We start from the raw sequence: 17156 nt of genomic DNA, 5'->3' as shown, positions 1-17156 counted from the left end.
AATTGGGCCGGCATTTGCCGACCCTTTGCTACTTAGTCCCACCAAATATCGAAAAGTTCGCTGGTGCGCACTTCTTCGAGTTTGTGCTCTTCCAGCCACTTACGCACGATAGCCTGATGTTCTTCTGTGCATTTGCCGATTTCCTGCAGACAGATCAGACCTTCCCAGGCCAGATAGCCGCTGCCGTCAAAGGCCAGCTTGTTCGGTTCGATAACTTCATTGATAAAATCATCAACGATTTGATCGACCTGCTCTCCAGATGTACCTTCCGGGAAACGCCATGCAACCGAAAATCCTACTTCCTGGAATTCGTCGATGTGCATTTTTTTTCGCAGACGACGGCTACGGTTCTTTGCCATTATTTCACCCTCTCGAACATTAAGTCCCATACGCCGTGGCCAAGACGATGACCACGTTGTTCAAATTTGGTTACCGGGCGCGATTCCGGGCGCGGTACGTAATCGTTACTCTCTGACTGGTTTTTATACCCGTCAATCGAGGACATCACTTCAAGCATGTGCTCCGCATAGGCTTCCCAGTCGGTTGCCATGTGGAACACGCCGCCCAGCTTCAGTTTGCTTAAGATATGCTCAGCAAACGGTACCTGAACGATACGGCGTTTATTATGACGTGCTTTATGCCACGGGTCAGGGAAAAACAGCTGAACCATAGATAAAGAATTGTCAGGAATCATTTTATGCAGGACTTCGACGGCATCATGGCACATGACACGCAGGTTCTCGACGCCCTCTTCATGAGCTGAAGCCAGACACGCGCCAACGCCCGGTGAGTGAACCTCAATGCCGAGGAAATTTTGCTCCGGACGCGCTTTCGCCATCGCCACCAGCGAAGCCCCCATACCAAAACCAATTTCAAGCGTGACTGGCGCATCGCGACCAAACAGCGCAGCGAAATCCACAGGTTCTTCGCTGAACTCAACGCCCATCACCGGCCAGTAGTTTTCCAGCGCGTGTTCCTGCCCTTTCGTCAGTCGCCCCTGGCGACGAACAAAACTACGAATCCGGCGCAGCGGGCGGCCGTTTTCATCAAATTCCGGTGAAATGACGTCGTTCTTCATAAAAGTTTAGTCTGCTGTGTTTGAGTTCTGAAAACGGGCATTATCCAAAGTTAGTTGCCGGATGCAAGTAAAGGAAGAAAGTGAGCAGCGGAAAGTTCCGGTTTACACCCCGTTGCCGCTGTGCTGCAATCTTGCCCCCGGCAATAATGAAACGGTAATCATGCAAGCGTCTCAATTCTCGGCTCAGGTTTTGAGCTGGTACGACAAATACGGGCGGAAAACGCTGCCCTGGCAAATTGATAAGACGCCTTACAAAGTATGGCTCTCTGAGGTGATGCTGCAACAAACTCAGGTTGCGACCGTTATCCCCTACTTTGAGCGCTTTATGGCGCGCTTCCCAACGGTAACGGATTTAGCCCATGCGCCGCTGGATGAAGTCCTGCATTTATGGACCGGGCTGGGCTATTACGCCCGAGCGCGTAATCTGCATAAAGCCGCGCAACAGGTTGTGACGCTGCACGGCGGCTCATTCCCGCAAACCTTTGATGAAGTGGCCGCCCTGCCAGGCGTCGGACGTTCAACTGCAGGCGCGATCCTTTCTCTCTCCCTGGGTCAGCATTTTCCGATTCTTGACGGTAACGTCAAACGTGTGCTGGCTCGCTGTTATGCTGTAAGCGGCTGGCCGGGTAAAAAAGAGGTCGAAAAGAAACTGTGGGAGTTGAGCGAGCAGGTTACGCCAGCCCATGGGGTTGAGCGGTTTAATCAGGCGATGATGGATTTAGGCGCCATGGTCTGTACGCGCTCAAAACCCAAATGTTCCCTGTGTCCGTTGGAAAATGGCTGTGTGGCGAGCGCCAATGCAAGCTGGGCGCTGTACCCAGGTAAAAAGCCCAAACAGACATTACCAGAACGGACGGGCTATTTTTTACTGATGCAGCATGAAAACGAGGTGTTGCTCGCGCAGCGACCACCCAGCGGTTTATGGGGTGGCTTATACTGTTTTCCGCAGTTTGATGATGAGGATGGGCTACGCGACTGGCTGGCGCAACGGCAAATTAACGCAGATAATCTGACCCAACTTAATGCGTTTCGCCATACCTTTAGCCATTTCCACTTAGATATTGTGCCTATGTGGCTTCCCGTGTCCTCATTCACCTCATGCATGGATGAAGGCAACGCGCTCTGGTATAACTTAGCGCAACCGCCGTCAGTCGGACTGGCGGCCCCCGTGGAGCGTTTGTTACAGCAATTACGTGCCGGCACACAGGTTTAACGTACCGGTCGATAAAGAGGATTTTTTATGAGCAGAACGATTTTTTGCACTTTCCTGCAACGCGAAGCAGAAGGACAGGATTTTCAGCTGTACCCGGGCGATCTGGGAAAACGCATCTATAACGAGATTTCTAAAGAAGCATGGGCGCAATGGCAGCATAAACAAACCATGCTGATTAACGAGAAGAAACTCAATATGATGAACGTTGAACACCGTAAGTTACTGGAACAGGAGATGATTAACTTCCTGTTTGAAGGTAAGGATGTGCATATTGAAGGCTATACGCCTGAAGAAAAAAAATAAGCATCGCTTGCTGGCAATCTCGTAGGCCGGATAGGGTGCTTGCACCGCCATCCGGCAAAACGATACAACAACAAACACAACACGCACTCCCGGAATGATGAAAAAATTTCTCGCGCTTGCCGTTATCGCGCCGTTGCTCATCTCCTGTTCCAGTTCGACCAAAAAAGGCGACTCCTATAACGAAGCCTGGGTCAAGGATACCAACGGTTTTGATATTCTAATGGGGCAATTTGCCCATAACATTGAGAATCTGTGGGGATTTAAGGAAGTGCTGATTGCGGGTCCGAAGGACTACGTAAAGTATACCGATCAGTATCAAACCCGCAGCCATATCAATTTTGATGACGGTACGATAACCGTCGAGACCATTGCCGGGACAGATCCCGCCGGACATCTGCGTCTAGCGATTATCAAGACGTTGCTGATGGGCGATGATCCGGGTTCTATCGACCTCTATTCCGATGTCGACGACATTAAGATTTCCAAAGAGCCGTTCCTGTACGGGCAGGTAGTCGATAATACCGGCCAGCCTATTCGTTGGGAGGGACGTGCAACCAACTTTGCCAACTACCTGCTACAAACGCGACTGAAAAAGCGCAGCAATGGCTTGCGTATCATCTATAGCGTGACGATCAATCTGGTCCCGAACCACCTTGATAAGCGCGCGCATAAATACGTCGGCATGGTACATCAGGCTTCACGTAAGTATGGCGTCGACGAGTCGCTGATTCTGGCCATCATGCAAACCGAATCCTCGTTTAACCCGTATGCGGTCAGCCATGCCGATGCGCTGGGACTCATGCAGGTGGTACAACACAGCGCCGGAAAAGATGTGTTCCGTTCCCAGGGGCGCTCAGGCACGCCAAGCCGTAGCTTCTTGTTTGACCCGGCCAGCAACATTGATACCGGTACTGCCTATCTGGCAATGCTGAATAATGTCTATTTGGGCGGCATTGATAATCCGACCTCACGTCGCTATGCGGTGATCACCGCGTATAACGGCGGTGCGGGCAGCGTGCTGCGCGTGTTCTCGAACGATAAAATTCAGGCCGCAAACATCATTAACAGCATGTCCCCTGGGGACGTTTATCAAACGCTGACCACCCGACACCCATCTGCTGAATCACGCCGATATCTTTACAAGGTCAATTCCGCACAAAAATCATATCGTCGCCGCTAATGTATCCCTCTCTTGCCCCCTAAAACGGGGGCCTGAAGAGGGAAAAACGTTAACTCCATCACTCTTTTGCTTTGCAATCCGAAATTGTTTGCAAATATTTGTCACAGGTAACAAAAAAAGAGTGCCTCTCGTTGATAGAATCACATCATATAGCCACGGCAAATGTGCCTTTTAAAACATTCATCCGCATTACGGTGTGAGGAAATTAACATGAATCTTAAGCTGCAGCTGAAAGTTCTCTCGTTTCTGCAGTTCTGCTTATGGGGTAGTTGGCTCACTACCCTCGGCTCCTATATGTTTGTCACCCTTAAATTTGATGGTGCATCCATTGGCGCGGTGTACAGCTCGCTGGGGATCGCCGCCGTGTTTATGCCTACGCTGTTAGGGATCGTGGCTGACAAATGGATCAGTGCAAAATGGGTGTACACCATTTGTCACCTGGTCGGCGCAGCAACGCTGTTCGCCGCAGCCGAAGTCACCACGCCAGGTGCCATGTTCTTCGTGATCTTGCTTAACTCCCTGGCCTATATGCCAACGTTGGGGTTAATCAACACCATCTCTTACTATCGCCTGCAATCAGCCGGGATGGATATTGTTACAGACTTCCCGCCAATCCGTATCTGGGGCACCATCGGCTTTATTCTGGCGATGTGGGCGGTAAGCTTCTCCGGCTTTGAACTGAGCCATATGCAGCTGTATATCGGCGCGACGCTGTCCGTCGTATTGGCGCTGTTCACCCTGACGCTGCCGCATATCCCGGTCGCCAATCAGCAGAAAAACCAGAGCTGGTCTTCCATGTTGGGCCTGGATGCCTTCGCGCTGTTTAAAAACAAGCGTATGGCGATTTTCTTCATCTTCTCTATGATGCTGGGCGCAGAGCTGCAAATTACCAATATGTTCGGTAATACCTTCCTGCACAGCTTCGATAACAATCCGCTGTTCTCCGGCAGCTTCATCGTTGAACACGCGTCGGTGATGATGTCGATTTCGCAGATCTCCGAGACGCTGTTTATCCTGACCATCCCGTTCTTCTTAAGCCGTTACGGTATTAAGAACGTGATGCTTATCAGTATCGTGGCGTGGATGCTGCGCTTTGGCCTGTTTGCCTACGGCGATCCAACACCGTTTGGTACCGTGCTGCTGGTTCTGTCGATGATTGTTTACGGCTGCGCCTTCGACTTCTTCAACATCTCTGGCTCCGTGTTTGTAGAGAAAGAAGTTCGCCCTGAAATCCGCGCCAGCGCACAAGGCATGTTCCTGATGATGACCAACGGCTTCGGTTGTATTCTGGGCGGTCTGGTGAGCGGTAAAGTAGTTGAACACTATACGCTGAACGGTATTACCGATTGGCAGACCGTGTGGCTGATCTTCGCAGGTTACTCGCTGGTTCTGGCTTTTGCCTTCGTTGCGCTGTTTAAATACAAACACGTACGCGTTCCGGCAGGCGCCCAGACTATCGCGCACTAATCTTTATTGATTAAATAGGGTCACCTGATGGTGGCCCTATTTGGTCAGATGACGCTTACTTCAGAACATATCCATACAGACGTTTAATGCCGTCTGCATCCGTTTCACTGTAAACCCCTTGCAGCTCCGGCGAGAAGCCTGGCAGCAGGTTTATGCCCTCTTCCAATGCCAGGAAGTAACGTTGCACCGCCCCGCCCCATACTTCGCCCGGTACCACGCACAGTACGCCCGGAGGATAAGGCAGCGCGCCTTCTGCCGCAATGCGACCAGCGGCATCACAAATACGCACCAGTTCAACATCACCGCGGATAAAGGCGCTGTTAGCATCCTGCGGGTTCATCGCCACGGCAGGCAAACTCTCCTGACGGAACATCGCTTTTTGCAGATCTTTCACATCAAAGCTGACGTACAGTGAGTGCATCTCCTGACACAGTTCACGCAGCGTGTAATCCCGGTAACGTACCGGATACTTGTTGAAGATGGTGGGCAGCACGTTTGCCAGCGGCGTATCGTCTTCAATATGTTGTTCAAACTGCGCCAGCATCGCGACCAGTTGCGCCAGTTTCTCAGCGCTTTCTGCCGGGGTCAGCAGGAACAGAATCGAGTTAAGGTCGCATTTCTCCGGCACGATACCGTTTTCACGCAGATAATGCGCCAAAATCGTCGCCGGAATACCAAACTCAGTATATTGCCCAGTTTGCGCATCAATGCCCGGAGTGGTTAACAACAGTTTGCAGGGATCGACAAAATACTGGTCGCGTGCATATCCAGAAAAACCATGCCATTTAGCACCAGGTTCAAAGCTAAAGAAGCGACGCTCGCTGGCAATCACCTGTGTCGGATAGCTTTCCCACGGTTTGCCATCCACTACCGGAGGAATAAACGGTTGAAGCAGCTTACAGCGGGTAATAATCGCTTTGCGGGCCTCGATCCCCAGCGTCACACATTCCTCCCATAGCCGACGGCCGCTCTCGCCTTCATGGATTTTGGCGTTAACGTCCAGCGCCGCAAACAGCGGGTAAAACGGGCTGGTGGAAGCATGCAGCATAAACGCATTGTTCAGACGCTTATGCGGGCAGAACCGCGCCTGGCCGCGAATATGGTTATCCTTTTTATGGATCTGCGAGGTTTGCGAGAATCCGGCCTGCTGTTTGTGTACCGACTGAGTGACAAAGATCCCCGGATCGTTAGCATTGAGCTCTAGCAGCAGCGGCGACCCATCGGCCATCATCGGGATAAATTGCTCGTAACCGACCCATGCGGAATCAAACAGGATGTAATCGCACAGGTGACCGATCTTGTCGATCACCTGCCGGGCGTTGTAGATCGTACCGTCATAGGTACCCAACTGAATGATCGCCAGACGGAACGGGCGCGGTTGATCAGCCTTTTGCGGCGCAACTTCTCGAAGTTGCTGGCGCAGATACTCCTCATCAAAGCAGTGCTCATCAATGCCGCCAATAAAGCCAAACGGATTACGCGCCGCTTCCAGATAAACCGGCGTAGCACCCGCCTGGATCAGCGCCCCGTGGTGGTTCGATTTATGATTGTTGCGGTCAAACAGCACCAGATCGCCGCGCGTCAGCAGAGCATTGGTGACCACTTTATTGGCCGCAGAGGTCCCATTCAGCACAAAGTAGGTTTTATCCGCGTGGAAAACTTTCGCAGCAAATTTCTGCGCATGTTTCGCTGATCCTTCATGAATCAACAGATCGCCAAGCTTAACGTCAGCGTTGCACATATCCGCGCGAAACAGATTCTCACCAAAGAACTCATAGAAATGTCGGCCCGCAGGATGCTTCTTAAAAAACTCACCGTGTTGGTGTCCCGGGCAGGCAAACGTGCTGTTCCCCATTTCGACATACTGGGTAAGCGTGTCATAGAACGGCGGCAGCAAATCTTCCTCATACTGACAGGCAGCAGATTCCAGCTCCAGCCAATCCTGGGCCTGACCGCGAATTACCGCATTAACGCCCGCAGGCACATCAACATCAAACTCTGCGAACAGAAACACAGGTAGATGAAAACCGGTGCGTTTCAGCAAAGCCAGGATCCCACTGCGGCTGTCCGCAACGGTAATGACGACTGCCGCAACGTCAGTAAAATCGGTACTGTCCAGCGACACCACCTGACGATGGCTGGACAGACGAGAAACCAGTTCACTACTGGCGGCAATTTTCATTGATTTCATAAGCGCAATAACCCGTTTCGGGAAAATCAAAAGTCCCGGACAACGCCGCATGGCTTTGCCCACGAAATGACAGGTCAAACTGGTTACCAGCCCCGACCGCCAGACATCAGTAAAAGCAGATAGCCTCTGATTTTACTGTTATCCTGCAGTGAGCGTGCGCTGCCCTCACCGCATGGTGGGAGCGTAAAGATAAGTCGCGGGAAGGGGCAAACGTCGCGCAAAAAGGCGATGTTGAAGGCGATGTAGGGGGAGTAATATCATCCCAGGCAGCCCCATTCAGACAGAAGAAAATTCGCGCAATCATGGCACCTTTCACTTACAGGCGCAAGATAAAATCCTGTGCGAAAACCTTACAGATAAGCAAGCATTTCGTCTGAAAGTTGCGGCATAATAATGCAATCTGAAACATAATTTCACCCAGCTAATTGCCTTTAGTATCAAGACGATGATGGGTATGCAGGAGCAAATGTGGTAATCGGACCCTTTATTAATGCCAGCGCCATTTTATTTGGTGGCATTCTCGGCGCGCTGCTCAGCCAGCATATACCAGAACGTATTCGGGTCTCCATGACCTCTATTTTCGGGCTGGCCTCGTTAGGGATTGGTATCTTGCTGGTTATCAAATGCGCCAATCTACCGGTGATGGTTCTGGCAACGCTGGTCGGCGCGTTAATTGGCGAGTTTTGTCATCTGGAAAAAGGGATCAATGCTGCGGTAGCCAAAGCGCAGCAGCTTTTCACCCGCTCGGACGCCAACGTAACGCACGAATCCTTTATTCAAAGCTATGTGGCTATCATTGTGCTGTTTTGCGCCAGCGGTACCGGGATCTTCGGTGCGATACATGAAGGGATGACCGGCGACCCGAATATTTTAATCGCCAAGTCATTTTTGGATTTCTTCACGGCCATCATTTTTGCCTGCTCATTAGGAATCGCGGTATCCGCCATTTGCATGCCGATGCTGGCAATCCAGCTAACGCTTGCCACCTGTGCAGCACTGATTTTACCCCTGACGACGCCAGCTATGATGGCCGATTTCAGCGCCGTAGGCGGTCTATTGCTGCTGGCAACCGGTTTGCGTATTTGCGGCATCAAAATGTTTGCGGTTGTGAATATGCTTCCAGCCCTGCTGCTGGCAATGCCGCTTTCCGCCGCCTGGACGGCATTTTTTGCCTGAGAATGCGTGCATTAGCAGCAATGTGGTGATAGATTGTGCAGTCTGCATTGATTTGAAGAAATTTCGTTGACGAAGCGAAGCGAATCGGGTTTAATGCGCCTCGTTGCCCGGATAGCTCAGTCGGTAGAGCAGGGGATTGAAAATCCCCGTGTCCTTGGTTCGATTCCGAGTCCGGGCACCAAATTCATATCAACGGACCTCCACGGAGGTCCGTTTTTGCATTCTAATCCCGCAGAAATCAACACCTCTTCAATCCATTAACTCCACCCAGCTCAATCAACTTCTACCCGCATCAAGCCCCTTGCGAGGGTACAACTGAGGGTATAGTCTGATTCGATAAAATTTATGCCCCTTTTACTATCAGGAGATACCGCCAATGGCGCTCACTGACGCTAAAATCCGTGCAGCTAAACCGGATGAAAAACCTTATAAACTTGCCGACAGCGGCAACATGTTTTTGCTCGTTCACCCTAACGGCTCGCGCTACTGGCGACTCCGCTACCGGTTTCTGGGCAAAGAGAAAACGCTCGCCCTGGGTGTCTATCCTGAAGTCTCGTTATCAGAAGCAAGGGAAAAACGCGATGCGGCGAGAAAGCAGATAGCTGAAGGAACTGACCCGTGCGAACAGAAACGAATCAAAAAGTCGGTACCCGAAACAGCTCAGACATTTGAAGGCATCGCAAGGCAGTGGCATAAGAGCAACAAAAAATGGTCAGCCTCACATAGTGAGAAGATACTGAAAAGCCTAGAAACTCATGTGTTTCCCTTTATCGGTTCACGTGACATTACCACCCTCAGAACTCCCGATTTACTTGTTCCAGTAAAGGCAGCCGAAGCCAAAGAGATTTATGAGATTGCAGCGCGCCTTCAGCAGCGTATCACTGCAATCATGCGCTATGCTGCCCAGTCAGGCATTATCACCTATAACCCTGCCGTGGATATGGCTGGCGCGTTAACCACGGTGAAACGTCAGCACCGCCCTGCCCTCGCCTTAAATCGCATTTCTGAACTACTTGAACGACTGGATACCTACAGAGGTCAACCTCTCACCCGACTGGCAACTAAACTTACACTGCTCATCTTCATCCGTTCCAGTGAACTTCGCTTTGCCAGGTGGTCTGAGATCGACTTTAAGAAAGCCATGTGGACCATTCCTCCTGAGCGAAAACCTATTGAAGGGGTCAAGTATTCCCATCGCGGCTCAAAAATGCGTACAGAGCATCTGGTTCCACTCTCAACTCAGGCACTGGATATTCTCAAACAAATCCAGGTCATCAGCGGTGAGCACGAGCTAATTTTCACTGGCGACCACAATCCATGGAAACCTATGAGTGAAAATACGGTGAATAACGCGTTACGCCTGATGGGCTACAATACAAAAGTTGACGTTTGTGGCCACGGCTTCAGGGCAATGGCATGCAGTTCATTGATTGAATCTGGTCTATGGTCCAGGGATGCTGTTGAACGTCAGATGAGCCATCAGGAGCGTAATGGCGTACGTGCGGCCTACATTCATAAAGCTGAGTTCTTAGACGAACGCAAATTGATGCTGCAATGGTGGGCAGATTTTCTCGATGCGAATAGTGAAAATCCGGTCTCACCTTTCGATTACGCCAGACAACAATTATAATCTATTCTCCCGGCAGAAATGCCGGGAGAATGTTTACTTATTCTTTCCCTGTATACATTTATTCACAGAGGGGGTGATGGCAAGCTGCCGCCTGTCCTTGTGATGAACTATTTTACGTAGGTACAGGGGATTACCGGTAATGACTCCAACTTACTGATAGTGTTTTATGTTCAGATAATGCCCGATGACCTTGTCATGCAGCTCCACCGATTTTGAGAACGACAGTGACTTCCGTCCCAGCCTTGCCAGATGTTGTCTCAGATTCAGGTTATGTCGCTCAATGCGCTGAGTGTAACGCTTGCTGATTACGTGCAGCTTTCCCTTCAGGCGGGATTCATACAGCGGCCAGCCATCCGTCATCCATACCACGACCTCAAAGGCCGACAGCAGGCTCAGAAGACGCTCCAGTGTGGCCAGAGTGCGTTCACCGAAGACGTGCGCCACAACCGTCCTCCGTATCCTGTCATACGCGTAAAACAGCCAGCGCTGACGTGATTTAGCACCGACGTAGCCCCACTGTTCGTCCATTTCCGCGCAGACGATGACGTCACTGCCCGGCTGTATGCGCGAGGTTACCGACTGCGGCCTGAGTTTTTTAAGTGACGTAAAATCGTGTTGAGGCCAACGCCCATAATGCGGGCGGTTGCCCGGCATCCAACGCCATTCATGGCCATATCAATGATTTTCTGGTGCGTACCGGGTTGAGAAGCGGTGTAAGTGAACTGCAGTTGCCATGTTTTACGGCAGTGAGAGCAGAGATAGCGCTGATGTCCGGCAGTGCTTTTGCCGTTACGCACCACCCCGTCAGTAGCTGAACAGGAGGGACAGCTGATAGAAACAGAAGCCACTGGAGCACCTCAAAAACACCATCATACACTAAATCAGTAAGTTGGCAGCATCACCCTAACGTAATCCGACATATTACCTGAGATAAAATATGATCAATATCACTAATACACCAAATAATACATTAGTATTATTCATCTAAAAACAAAATCAAGAAAGTGTATTATCTAATACAAACAGAGGAAATTGATTAACGTTGAAAACATTCATAAAAAGAATGTTTTTGAGCTATAAAATATTAATTAAAGTAATAATTATCATTATATCCATATTCCATGTAACTTATTTAAATATATAATCAGCGTCAATTTAACTACAAACAGAAAAAAGCCGGAGATATACTCCGGCTTTTCGCATTTCAATCAAGAACTCGCAAAAAAATTACTCTTCCTTCACTACAATCAGCGGCTCGATATCGCTCTCTTTTTTAATCACCAGCGACTCATCGCCGCGCAGGCAGGTCCCCCCATAGTTACCGCCTACGGTGAAGGTACAAACCTGAATATATTTACCGGCAATTTTTGGCAGACACCAAAGCTGCTGATAAATGTTCTTCTGCTCGGCAAACTTACCGCTGGTTTTATCCAGTAACTCTTCCTGATGGCTCACCAGATCGATGTTGCTGCCACAACGTCCAGCAATAGGTTTCACTGCATAACCGGTTTGCGCCAGCTCTTCATTAACAGTGAAATCAGTATCAAGCAGATAGCGGTGGTGTGGGAACAGTTGCCACAGGATCGGCAGAATCGCTTTATTACCAGGGATCACCGTCCACAGAGGTTCAAAGACCAGCACTTCCGGGCGCAGCAACACGTCGATTAAACGCACTTCCTGATTCGTATGCCCGGTACGAATTGGTACCGCAGCGTACTCCGTTTCACTGACCTCTCGCACCTGCTCAATCGCGGTTTCCCACGCCCAGGTTTTCCAGACGCAGTTCACCAGACGACCGTCCCCGTCAATCAGCTGACCAGCGTCATCCCAACGTAGCTCATCGAGGCCACGCAGAATTTTACTGTCAAATCCGGCCTGACGTAGCGCCTGCTGCATAAACTGAGCGTGGTAGTTTTCCTCTATATCTTTATCCTGCATGATGTGGACAAAAGGACGCGCGCGGCTGTGCTTCCAGGCCCCCGCCAGTTCGTTGATCAATCCTTCTGCTGGGTTGTGTCCCTGTCCTGTATAGCCCTGCTCGGCCCATCTTTCGAGGATCAAACCGGCTTCGGTATGGCACGATGCGGAATCGGCGTTGTACTCATACACCTTCAGTCCGCGTTCATCCATACAGAAATCCATACGTCCCGTAATCATATGATGCCGACGACGCTGCCAGGAAAGGCGCAGACGCGGCCAGAGGATTTTCGGGATATCGAACAGCGCCAGCAGGTTGTCATCTTTCAGCACTTTGTCGGTCGCGTGCAGATACATCAGGTGCAGCTCGTTGGTGGCTTTGATCAGCTCCTGCTCAGCACTCTCGGTAATGGTGAAGTACTGATGCGGATCCTGATTAATCACGTGGCCGTTCGCCAGCACGTAGGCTTTCTGCAGCGGATCCTGTTCATCAAGCCATTTACCGTCAAACTGCCCGTTATCTTCCAGTCGCGCGCCGCCAATTCTCAACGAGTCGTTGGCGATCTCCGGCTGCGGCAGGCTGTCACGGGTATCATCGGTCTGGATCATCCAGCCAAGGATGGTGGTGTCGTCAAAGGTATCACGCAGGGTGTAACAACCGTTTTCAACCACCATCTCCAGTTCGCGGGTCCACTGCTGTCCGGGAGGCAACGGCGTATGGAGCACGTTCTGTTCGGCAATACGGATTTTGTTTTCCAGCAACTGGGTGACGACCGCCACATGGCCGGTATCGTTAAACTCACCGCCTTTTTGCCAGATAAGCAGAGCACCGGCTACCGGCGCGCGGGGTGAACCATTCGGAAATGCCTGTAACGGCAGGATATTGTCATTCACTACTTCGCGTAGAAAGCGTAAGGAAAAGATCTCCCAGGCCATGCCTACATCGGTGAAGACCACGCCATAATTAAGGAAGAGAAAGCGGCGTGCGAACTCTACGCACTGCCATTTGTGGCCCATGTATTCGTCGTCGATATAGCTGCGAAATGCCGCATCATCGTCGTAGTCCCGTGGGTCGAGGGAGCTGTAATCTGAAGAGTAGATTGCTACGCCGCCTGGGGCGTAGCCCAATAATGTCCCGAATGGGGCATCCTGACTGGTCGTTCCTTTGCTCATGCACCTTACCTCAAAACAATACAGCCTGAGCAGGTTGGCGTGAATTTTTCGCTCTGATTGCCTGCTCTGCGACACTAACCGGACAGAGGTCGACATCATCATACACCTCAACGCAGCGGCTGGCGCTCAGAGGCGAAAAATTCGCAGCAGGAACTACGCTTTTGTCACGGTGACCGGTACGCTTTTATACGCCGGAGTCAAACTTTGTGTGTCCACCGCATCCAGCGAAAGCAGGACATTCGCTTCTGGCAGATAAGCGCCTATTGAGCCCACCGCCATGTTGTAAATCACCACCGTCAAGCCGCACATAATGCGATCCGCACAGGGCTGGCCGCGGTCGTCCAGCGCCTGAACGTTGACCACATCTCCCTGGCTCAGATCGCGAGTCGCCGCTTCTTCAGCGCTTAAAAACACCACATCCCGACGACCGGTAATGCCACGGTAGCGATCGTTCATACCATAAATAGTGGTGTTGTATTGATCGTGGCTGCGCAGCGTCGCCAGAACCAGTGCATCGGCAGGCTGATTTTCTCGCTCTACCGCCCGCTGATGGCTGACGATAAAGTTGGCTTTACCATTCGCCGTTCGCCATTCACGGCGCGAAGCGGGTGTATCCATACGAAATCCGCCCGGCTCGGCAATACGGGCATTGTAATCGTGGAACGCCGGGATCACGGCTTCAATGGCGTCACGGATCAGCGCGTAGTCCCCTGTTAACGCTTCCCAGTTGATCGGCGAAAGCGGCAGAGTGGCGTGTGCCATGCCCGCCACAATCGCGGGTTCCGATTTTAACCAGCGGGAAGCTGGCTTCAGCGCGCCGCAGGAAGCGTGGACCATCGACATCGAGTCTTCGACGGTCACCGACTGGATCCCCGTAGCCTGAATGTCGCGCTCCGTTCGACCTAATGCAGGCAGCAGGTAATTATGCTTTGCCAGCAGCAAATGCGATCTGTTCAGCTTGGTCGCAACATGGACCTGCAGATCCAAATTTTTCATCGCCGCAAAGGTACGCTGCGGCTGCGGCATCGCCACCGCCAGATTGCCACCCATGCAAATGAGCGCTTTTGCCTCTCCCCGTTCGATGGCCCGAATACTCTCCACGCTGGAGCGGCCATGTGTACGCGGCACACGGATAGAAAAATGCGTCTCAAGGCGTTGCAGGAAGTCTTCGGATGCCGCTTCGTTGATCCCCACGGAACGGTCGCCCTGCACGTTAGAATGACCGCGCAACGGGCAGATCCCCGCCCCAGGCTTACCCATATTGCCTTTCAGCAGCAGCAGGTTTACCAGTTGCTGGACGTTCTCAGTACCGTTTTTATGCTGGGTGATGCCCAGACCATAACAAATAATAGTGGCACGAGATTTACTGTAGCTGTGTGCCAGGTCCTCCATCTGACTGCGCGTCAGGCCCGAGTCCTGTTCCAGCGCCGCCCAGTTATGCTGACGTAAGTCATCATACAGCGCTGCATATCCAGCGGTATGCTCATCGATAAATACATGATCGAGTGTCGGTTGCTGATCCAGTAAGATCCGCGCTTCATCCATTTCGATCAGCGCCTTCATGATGCCTTTGAGCAGCGAGGCGTCACCGCCCATTTTTACCTGGTAGTAGTCGTTGCTCAGCTGCGTCGACTGGCCGGTGAACATCTCTTTCGGGCTTTGCGGGAAACTAAAGCGCTCAAGCCCCCTTTCGTTCAGCGGATTGATAGAGATTATTTTAGCCCCGCGTTTGGCAACGTCGCGTAAGGTGGTCAGCATACGTGGATGATTTGTGCCAGGGTTATGCCCGATACAAATCACCAGATCGCAATGGTCAAAATCGTCAAGTTGAACGGTCCCTTTTCCAAGGCCAATGGCCGGCGTTAGCCCTGCGCTGGTCGGTCCGTGGCACATGTTTGAGCAATCAGGAAAGTTGCTGCTGCCATATTCGCGGGCAAAAAGCTGATACAGGAACGCCGCTTCATTTGACGTTCTGCCGGAGGTGTAAAACTCAACCTGCTGGGGTGAATCATAGCTGCGCAGACGCTCGCCGATCTCCTGGAAGGCGATATCCCAATCCACCGCCTGCCAGGTATCTGATGCTGCATCGTATTTCATCGGATGCGTCAAACGACCGATATTTTCCAGCTCATAATCGCTGTAGTGCCAGAGTGTGGAAACCGGGTGACGGCTGAAAAATTCCGGTGACGCTTTTTTACTGGTTGTCTCCCAGGAGACCGCCTTAACGCCATTTTCGCACAGCTCCATTGGCGCACGGTGCCCTGGGTCCGGCCACGCACAGCCCGGACAGTCGAACCCTTTCACCTGGTTCATTTTGAACATCGCGATAATGTCGCGGGCGACAGCCTTTTGCGAAAACACCGAAGCAGTGACGGCTTTTACCGCGCCCCACCCACCCGCCGGGCCCTGATAACCGCTTACTCCTGGAACACCATTTTTCATTATTACTGCTTATTCACCGCCAATTTTTAATGGTGAATACGGTAGCAATTTCCGTCCAACATTGATTTCCTCTTCATGGAGTACGGAGCGAGTACAATGAACGGGTTAGATTTATCTTCCCCTTTCAGCACAAAGCGACATAAAGTCCCAATCTGTTAAATTGAGTTCTACCTAACTGCTACACTGCATCAACACAACCACTCAGAAGGCAGGTCAATATGTCAGACAATACCTATCAGCCCGCGAAAGTCTGGACGTGGGAAAAATCGAACGGGGGCGCATTCGCCAATATCAACCGCCCGGTTTCCGGAGCCACCCACGAGAAAACGCTGCCGGTTGGCAAACATCCGCTTCAGCTCTATTCGCTGGGTACGCCAAACGGGCAGAAAGTGACGATCATGCTGGAGGAGTTGCTGGCGCAGGGGGTGAAGGGCGCGGAATACGATGCCTGGATTATCCGCATTGGCGATGGAGATCAGTTTTCCAGCGGCTTTGTTGAGGTGAATCCGAACTCGAAGATCCCAGCGCTACGCGATCACTCGCAAAACCCACCGGTTCGCGTATTCGAATCTGGCGCAATCCTGCTCTATCTAGCGGAAAAATATGGTTATTTCCTGCCTCAGGATTTGGCAAAACGCACCGAAACGCTGAACTGGTTGTTCTGGTTACAAGGCGCAGCACCGTTCCTCGGCGGAGGCTTTGGCCACTTCTATAACTATGCTCCGGTAAAAATTGAGTACGCTATCAATCGCTTCACCATGGAAGCCAAGCGCTTACTCGACGTGCTGGATAAGCAATTGGCGCAACATCAGTTTGTGGCCGGAGATGAATACACCATTGCCGATATGGCGGTCTGGCCATGGTTTGGCAATGTGGTTCTGGGCAACGTCTACGACGCAGCAGAGTTCCTTGACGCAGGAAGCTACAAGCACGTACAACGCTGGGCAAAAGAGATTGCAGCGCGTCCGGCGGTTAAGCGTGGCCGTATTGTAAACCGCACTAACGGACCGCTGAACGAGCAGCTTCATGAACGCCATGACGCCAGCGACTTCGATACCCAAACCGAAGATAAGCGCCAGAACTAAAATAAATTGCCGGATGGCAACCGCTATCCGGCAATTTCATTCAGGATTTGTCACGCGCTGGTGACGTCGAACTCCATGCGGCGAAGTGCGTCTAACGTGGCTTTAGCTTCATCTTCATCAATGATGCTCATGGCGAACCCTACGTGCACCAGCACCCATTGCCCGACCAGCTCAGCTGTATCACCTTCACAAATCAGGGCAATATTGACATCACGTTTGATGCCGCACACTTCAACCTGCGCAAGCTGGTGAATATCTTCACCAACGGCCAGAACCTGACCAGGGACTCCAATACACATAT

The 17156-nt window shown here is 51.5% G+C and carries 14 protein-coding genes and 1 tRNA gene; 8 read left to right on the top strand and 7 right to left on the bottom strand.

Annotated elements, in window-relative coordinates; genetic code table 11:
- Positions 1–32: 32 nt before the first annotated feature.
- Complete coding sequence (locus HV302_RS04260) at positions 33–359, bottom strand: YggL family protein (protein WP_016154406.1); 327 nt, start codon at positions 357–359, stop codon at positions 33–35.
- On the bottom strand, positions 359–1078 hold the full coding sequence (gene trmB, locus HV302_RS04255; RefSeq protein WP_016154407.1) for a tRNA (guanosine(46)-N7)-methyltransferase TrmB: 720 nt from the start codon (positions 1076–1078) through the stop codon (positions 359–361). Before trmB ends, HV302_RS04260 begins: the two co-directional genes overlap by 1 nt.
- A gap of 160 nt (positions 1079–1238) precedes the next feature.
- Here trmB and mutY point away from each other — a divergent pair, with 160 nt between their 5' ends.
- The 4 genes from mutY (at position 1239) to HV302_RS04235 (ending at position 5241) form a co-directional block, all read left to right on the top strand.
- Entirely contained in the window at positions 1239–2291 is a 1053-nt protein-coding gene (mutY, locus tag HV302_RS04250) for an A/G-specific adenine glycosylase (protein ID WP_049268553.1), read from the top strand.
- Between the two features lie 27 nt (positions 2292–2318).
- On the top strand, positions 2319–2594 hold the full coding sequence (locus HV302_RS04245; RefSeq protein WP_016154409.1) for an oxidative damage protection protein: 276 nt from the start codon (positions 2319–2321) through the stop codon (positions 2592–2594).
- A 94-nt stretch (positions 2595–2688) separates the two neighbouring features.
- Positions 2689–3774 carry a membrane-bound lytic murein transglycosylase MltC gene (gene mltC / locus HV302_RS04240; RefSeq protein WP_181626952.1) on the top strand — a complete coding sequence of 362 codons (1086 nt, stop codon included), beginning with the start codon at positions 2689–2691 and terminating at the stop codon, positions 3772–3774.
- 210 nt (positions 3775–3984) lie between these two features.
- Entirely contained in the window at positions 3985–5241 is a 1257-nt protein-coding gene (locus tag HV302_RS04235; RefSeq protein WP_016157449.1) for a nucleoside permease, read from the top strand.
- A 55-nt stretch (positions 5242–5296) separates the two neighbouring features.
- Here HV302_RS04235 and HV302_RS04230 read toward each other — a convergent pair whose 3' ends face one another.
- Positions 5297–7432 (bottom strand): ornithine decarboxylase, encoded by a 2136-nt coding sequence (locus tag HV302_RS04230; protein WP_181626951.1) that lies wholly within the window; start codon positions 7430–7432, stop codon positions 5297–5299.
- Between the two features lie 468 nt (positions 7433–7900).
- Here HV302_RS04230 and HV302_RS04225 point away from each other — a divergent pair, with 468 nt between their 5' ends.
- From HV302_RS04225 to HV302_RS04215, 3 genes are all read left to right on the top strand, one after another.
- Positions 7901–8608: a DUF554 domain-containing protein gene (locus tag HV302_RS04225; protein WP_047357842.1), complete on the top strand. Its 708-nt coding sequence runs from the start codon at positions 7901–7903 to the stop codon at positions 8606–8608.
- A gap of 105 nt (positions 8609–8713) precedes the next feature.
- Positions 8714–8789, top strand: a tRNA-Phe gene (locus tag HV302_RS04220).
- Between the two features lie 195 nt (positions 8790–8984).
- Positions 8985–10238 (top strand): tyrosine-type recombinase/integrase, encoded by a 1254-nt coding sequence (locus tag HV302_RS04215; protein WP_001218761.1) that lies wholly within the window; start codon positions 8985–8987, stop codon positions 10236–10238.
- A 150-nt stretch (positions 10239–10388) separates the two neighbouring features.
- Here HV302_RS04215 and HV302_RS04210 read toward each other — a convergent pair.
- The 3 genes from HV302_RS04210 to HV302_RS04200 form a co-directional block, all read right to left on the bottom strand.
- Positions 10389–11086, bottom strand: a protein-coding gene (locus HV302_RS04210) for an IS1 family transposase (RefSeq protein WP_223429336.1) whose coding sequence is annotated in 2 segments (ribosomal slippage) — positions 10389–10837 and positions 10837–11086 — 699 coding nt in all. Because the reading frame shifts where the segments join, the coding sequence is not laid out codon by codon here.
- A 379-nt stretch (positions 11087–11465) separates the two neighbouring features.
- Positions 11466–13328 carry a bifunctional glutathionylspermidine amidase/synthase gene (gene gss / locus HV302_RS04205; RefSeq protein WP_047358635.1) on the bottom strand — a complete coding sequence of 621 codons (1863 nt, stop codon included), beginning with the start codon at positions 13326–13328 and terminating at the stop codon, positions 11466–11468.
- A 153-nt stretch (positions 13329–13481) separates the two neighbouring features.
- Complete coding sequence (locus HV302_RS04200) at positions 13482–15770, bottom strand: FdhF/YdeP family oxidoreductase (protein ID WP_181626950.1); 2289 nt, start codon at positions 15768–15770, stop codon at positions 13482–13484.
- Positions 15771–15988: 218 nt separating this feature from the next.
- Between HV302_RS04200 and yghU the strand changes: the two genes are divergently transcribed.
- Positions 15989–16855: a glutathione-dependent disulfide-bond oxidoreductase gene (yghU, locus tag HV302_RS04195; RefSeq protein ID WP_016154488.1), complete on the top strand. Its 867-nt coding sequence runs from the start codon at positions 15989–15991 to the stop codon at positions 16853–16855.
- 50 nt (positions 16856–16905) lie between these two features.
- Here the strand turns inward: yghU and hybG are convergent, their stop codons facing one another.
- The gene (gene hybG, locus HV302_RS04190) at positions 16906–17154 is read right to left on the bottom strand and encodes a hydrogenase maturation factor HybG (RefSeq protein WP_181626949.1); all 249 of its coding nucleotides are present in this window, start codon (positions 17152–17154) and stop codon (positions 16906–16908) included.
- Between the last annotated feature and the right edge of the window lie 2 nt (positions 17155–17156).

The sequence above is a fragment of the Citrobacter sp. RHBSTW-00859 genome (genome assembly GCF_013729795.1).
Lineage (GTDB): Bacteria > Pseudomonadota > Gammaproteobacteria > Enterobacterales > Enterobacteriaceae > Citrobacter > Citrobacter braakii.
This window is presented reverse-complemented; position numbering and strand designations above follow the sequence as displayed.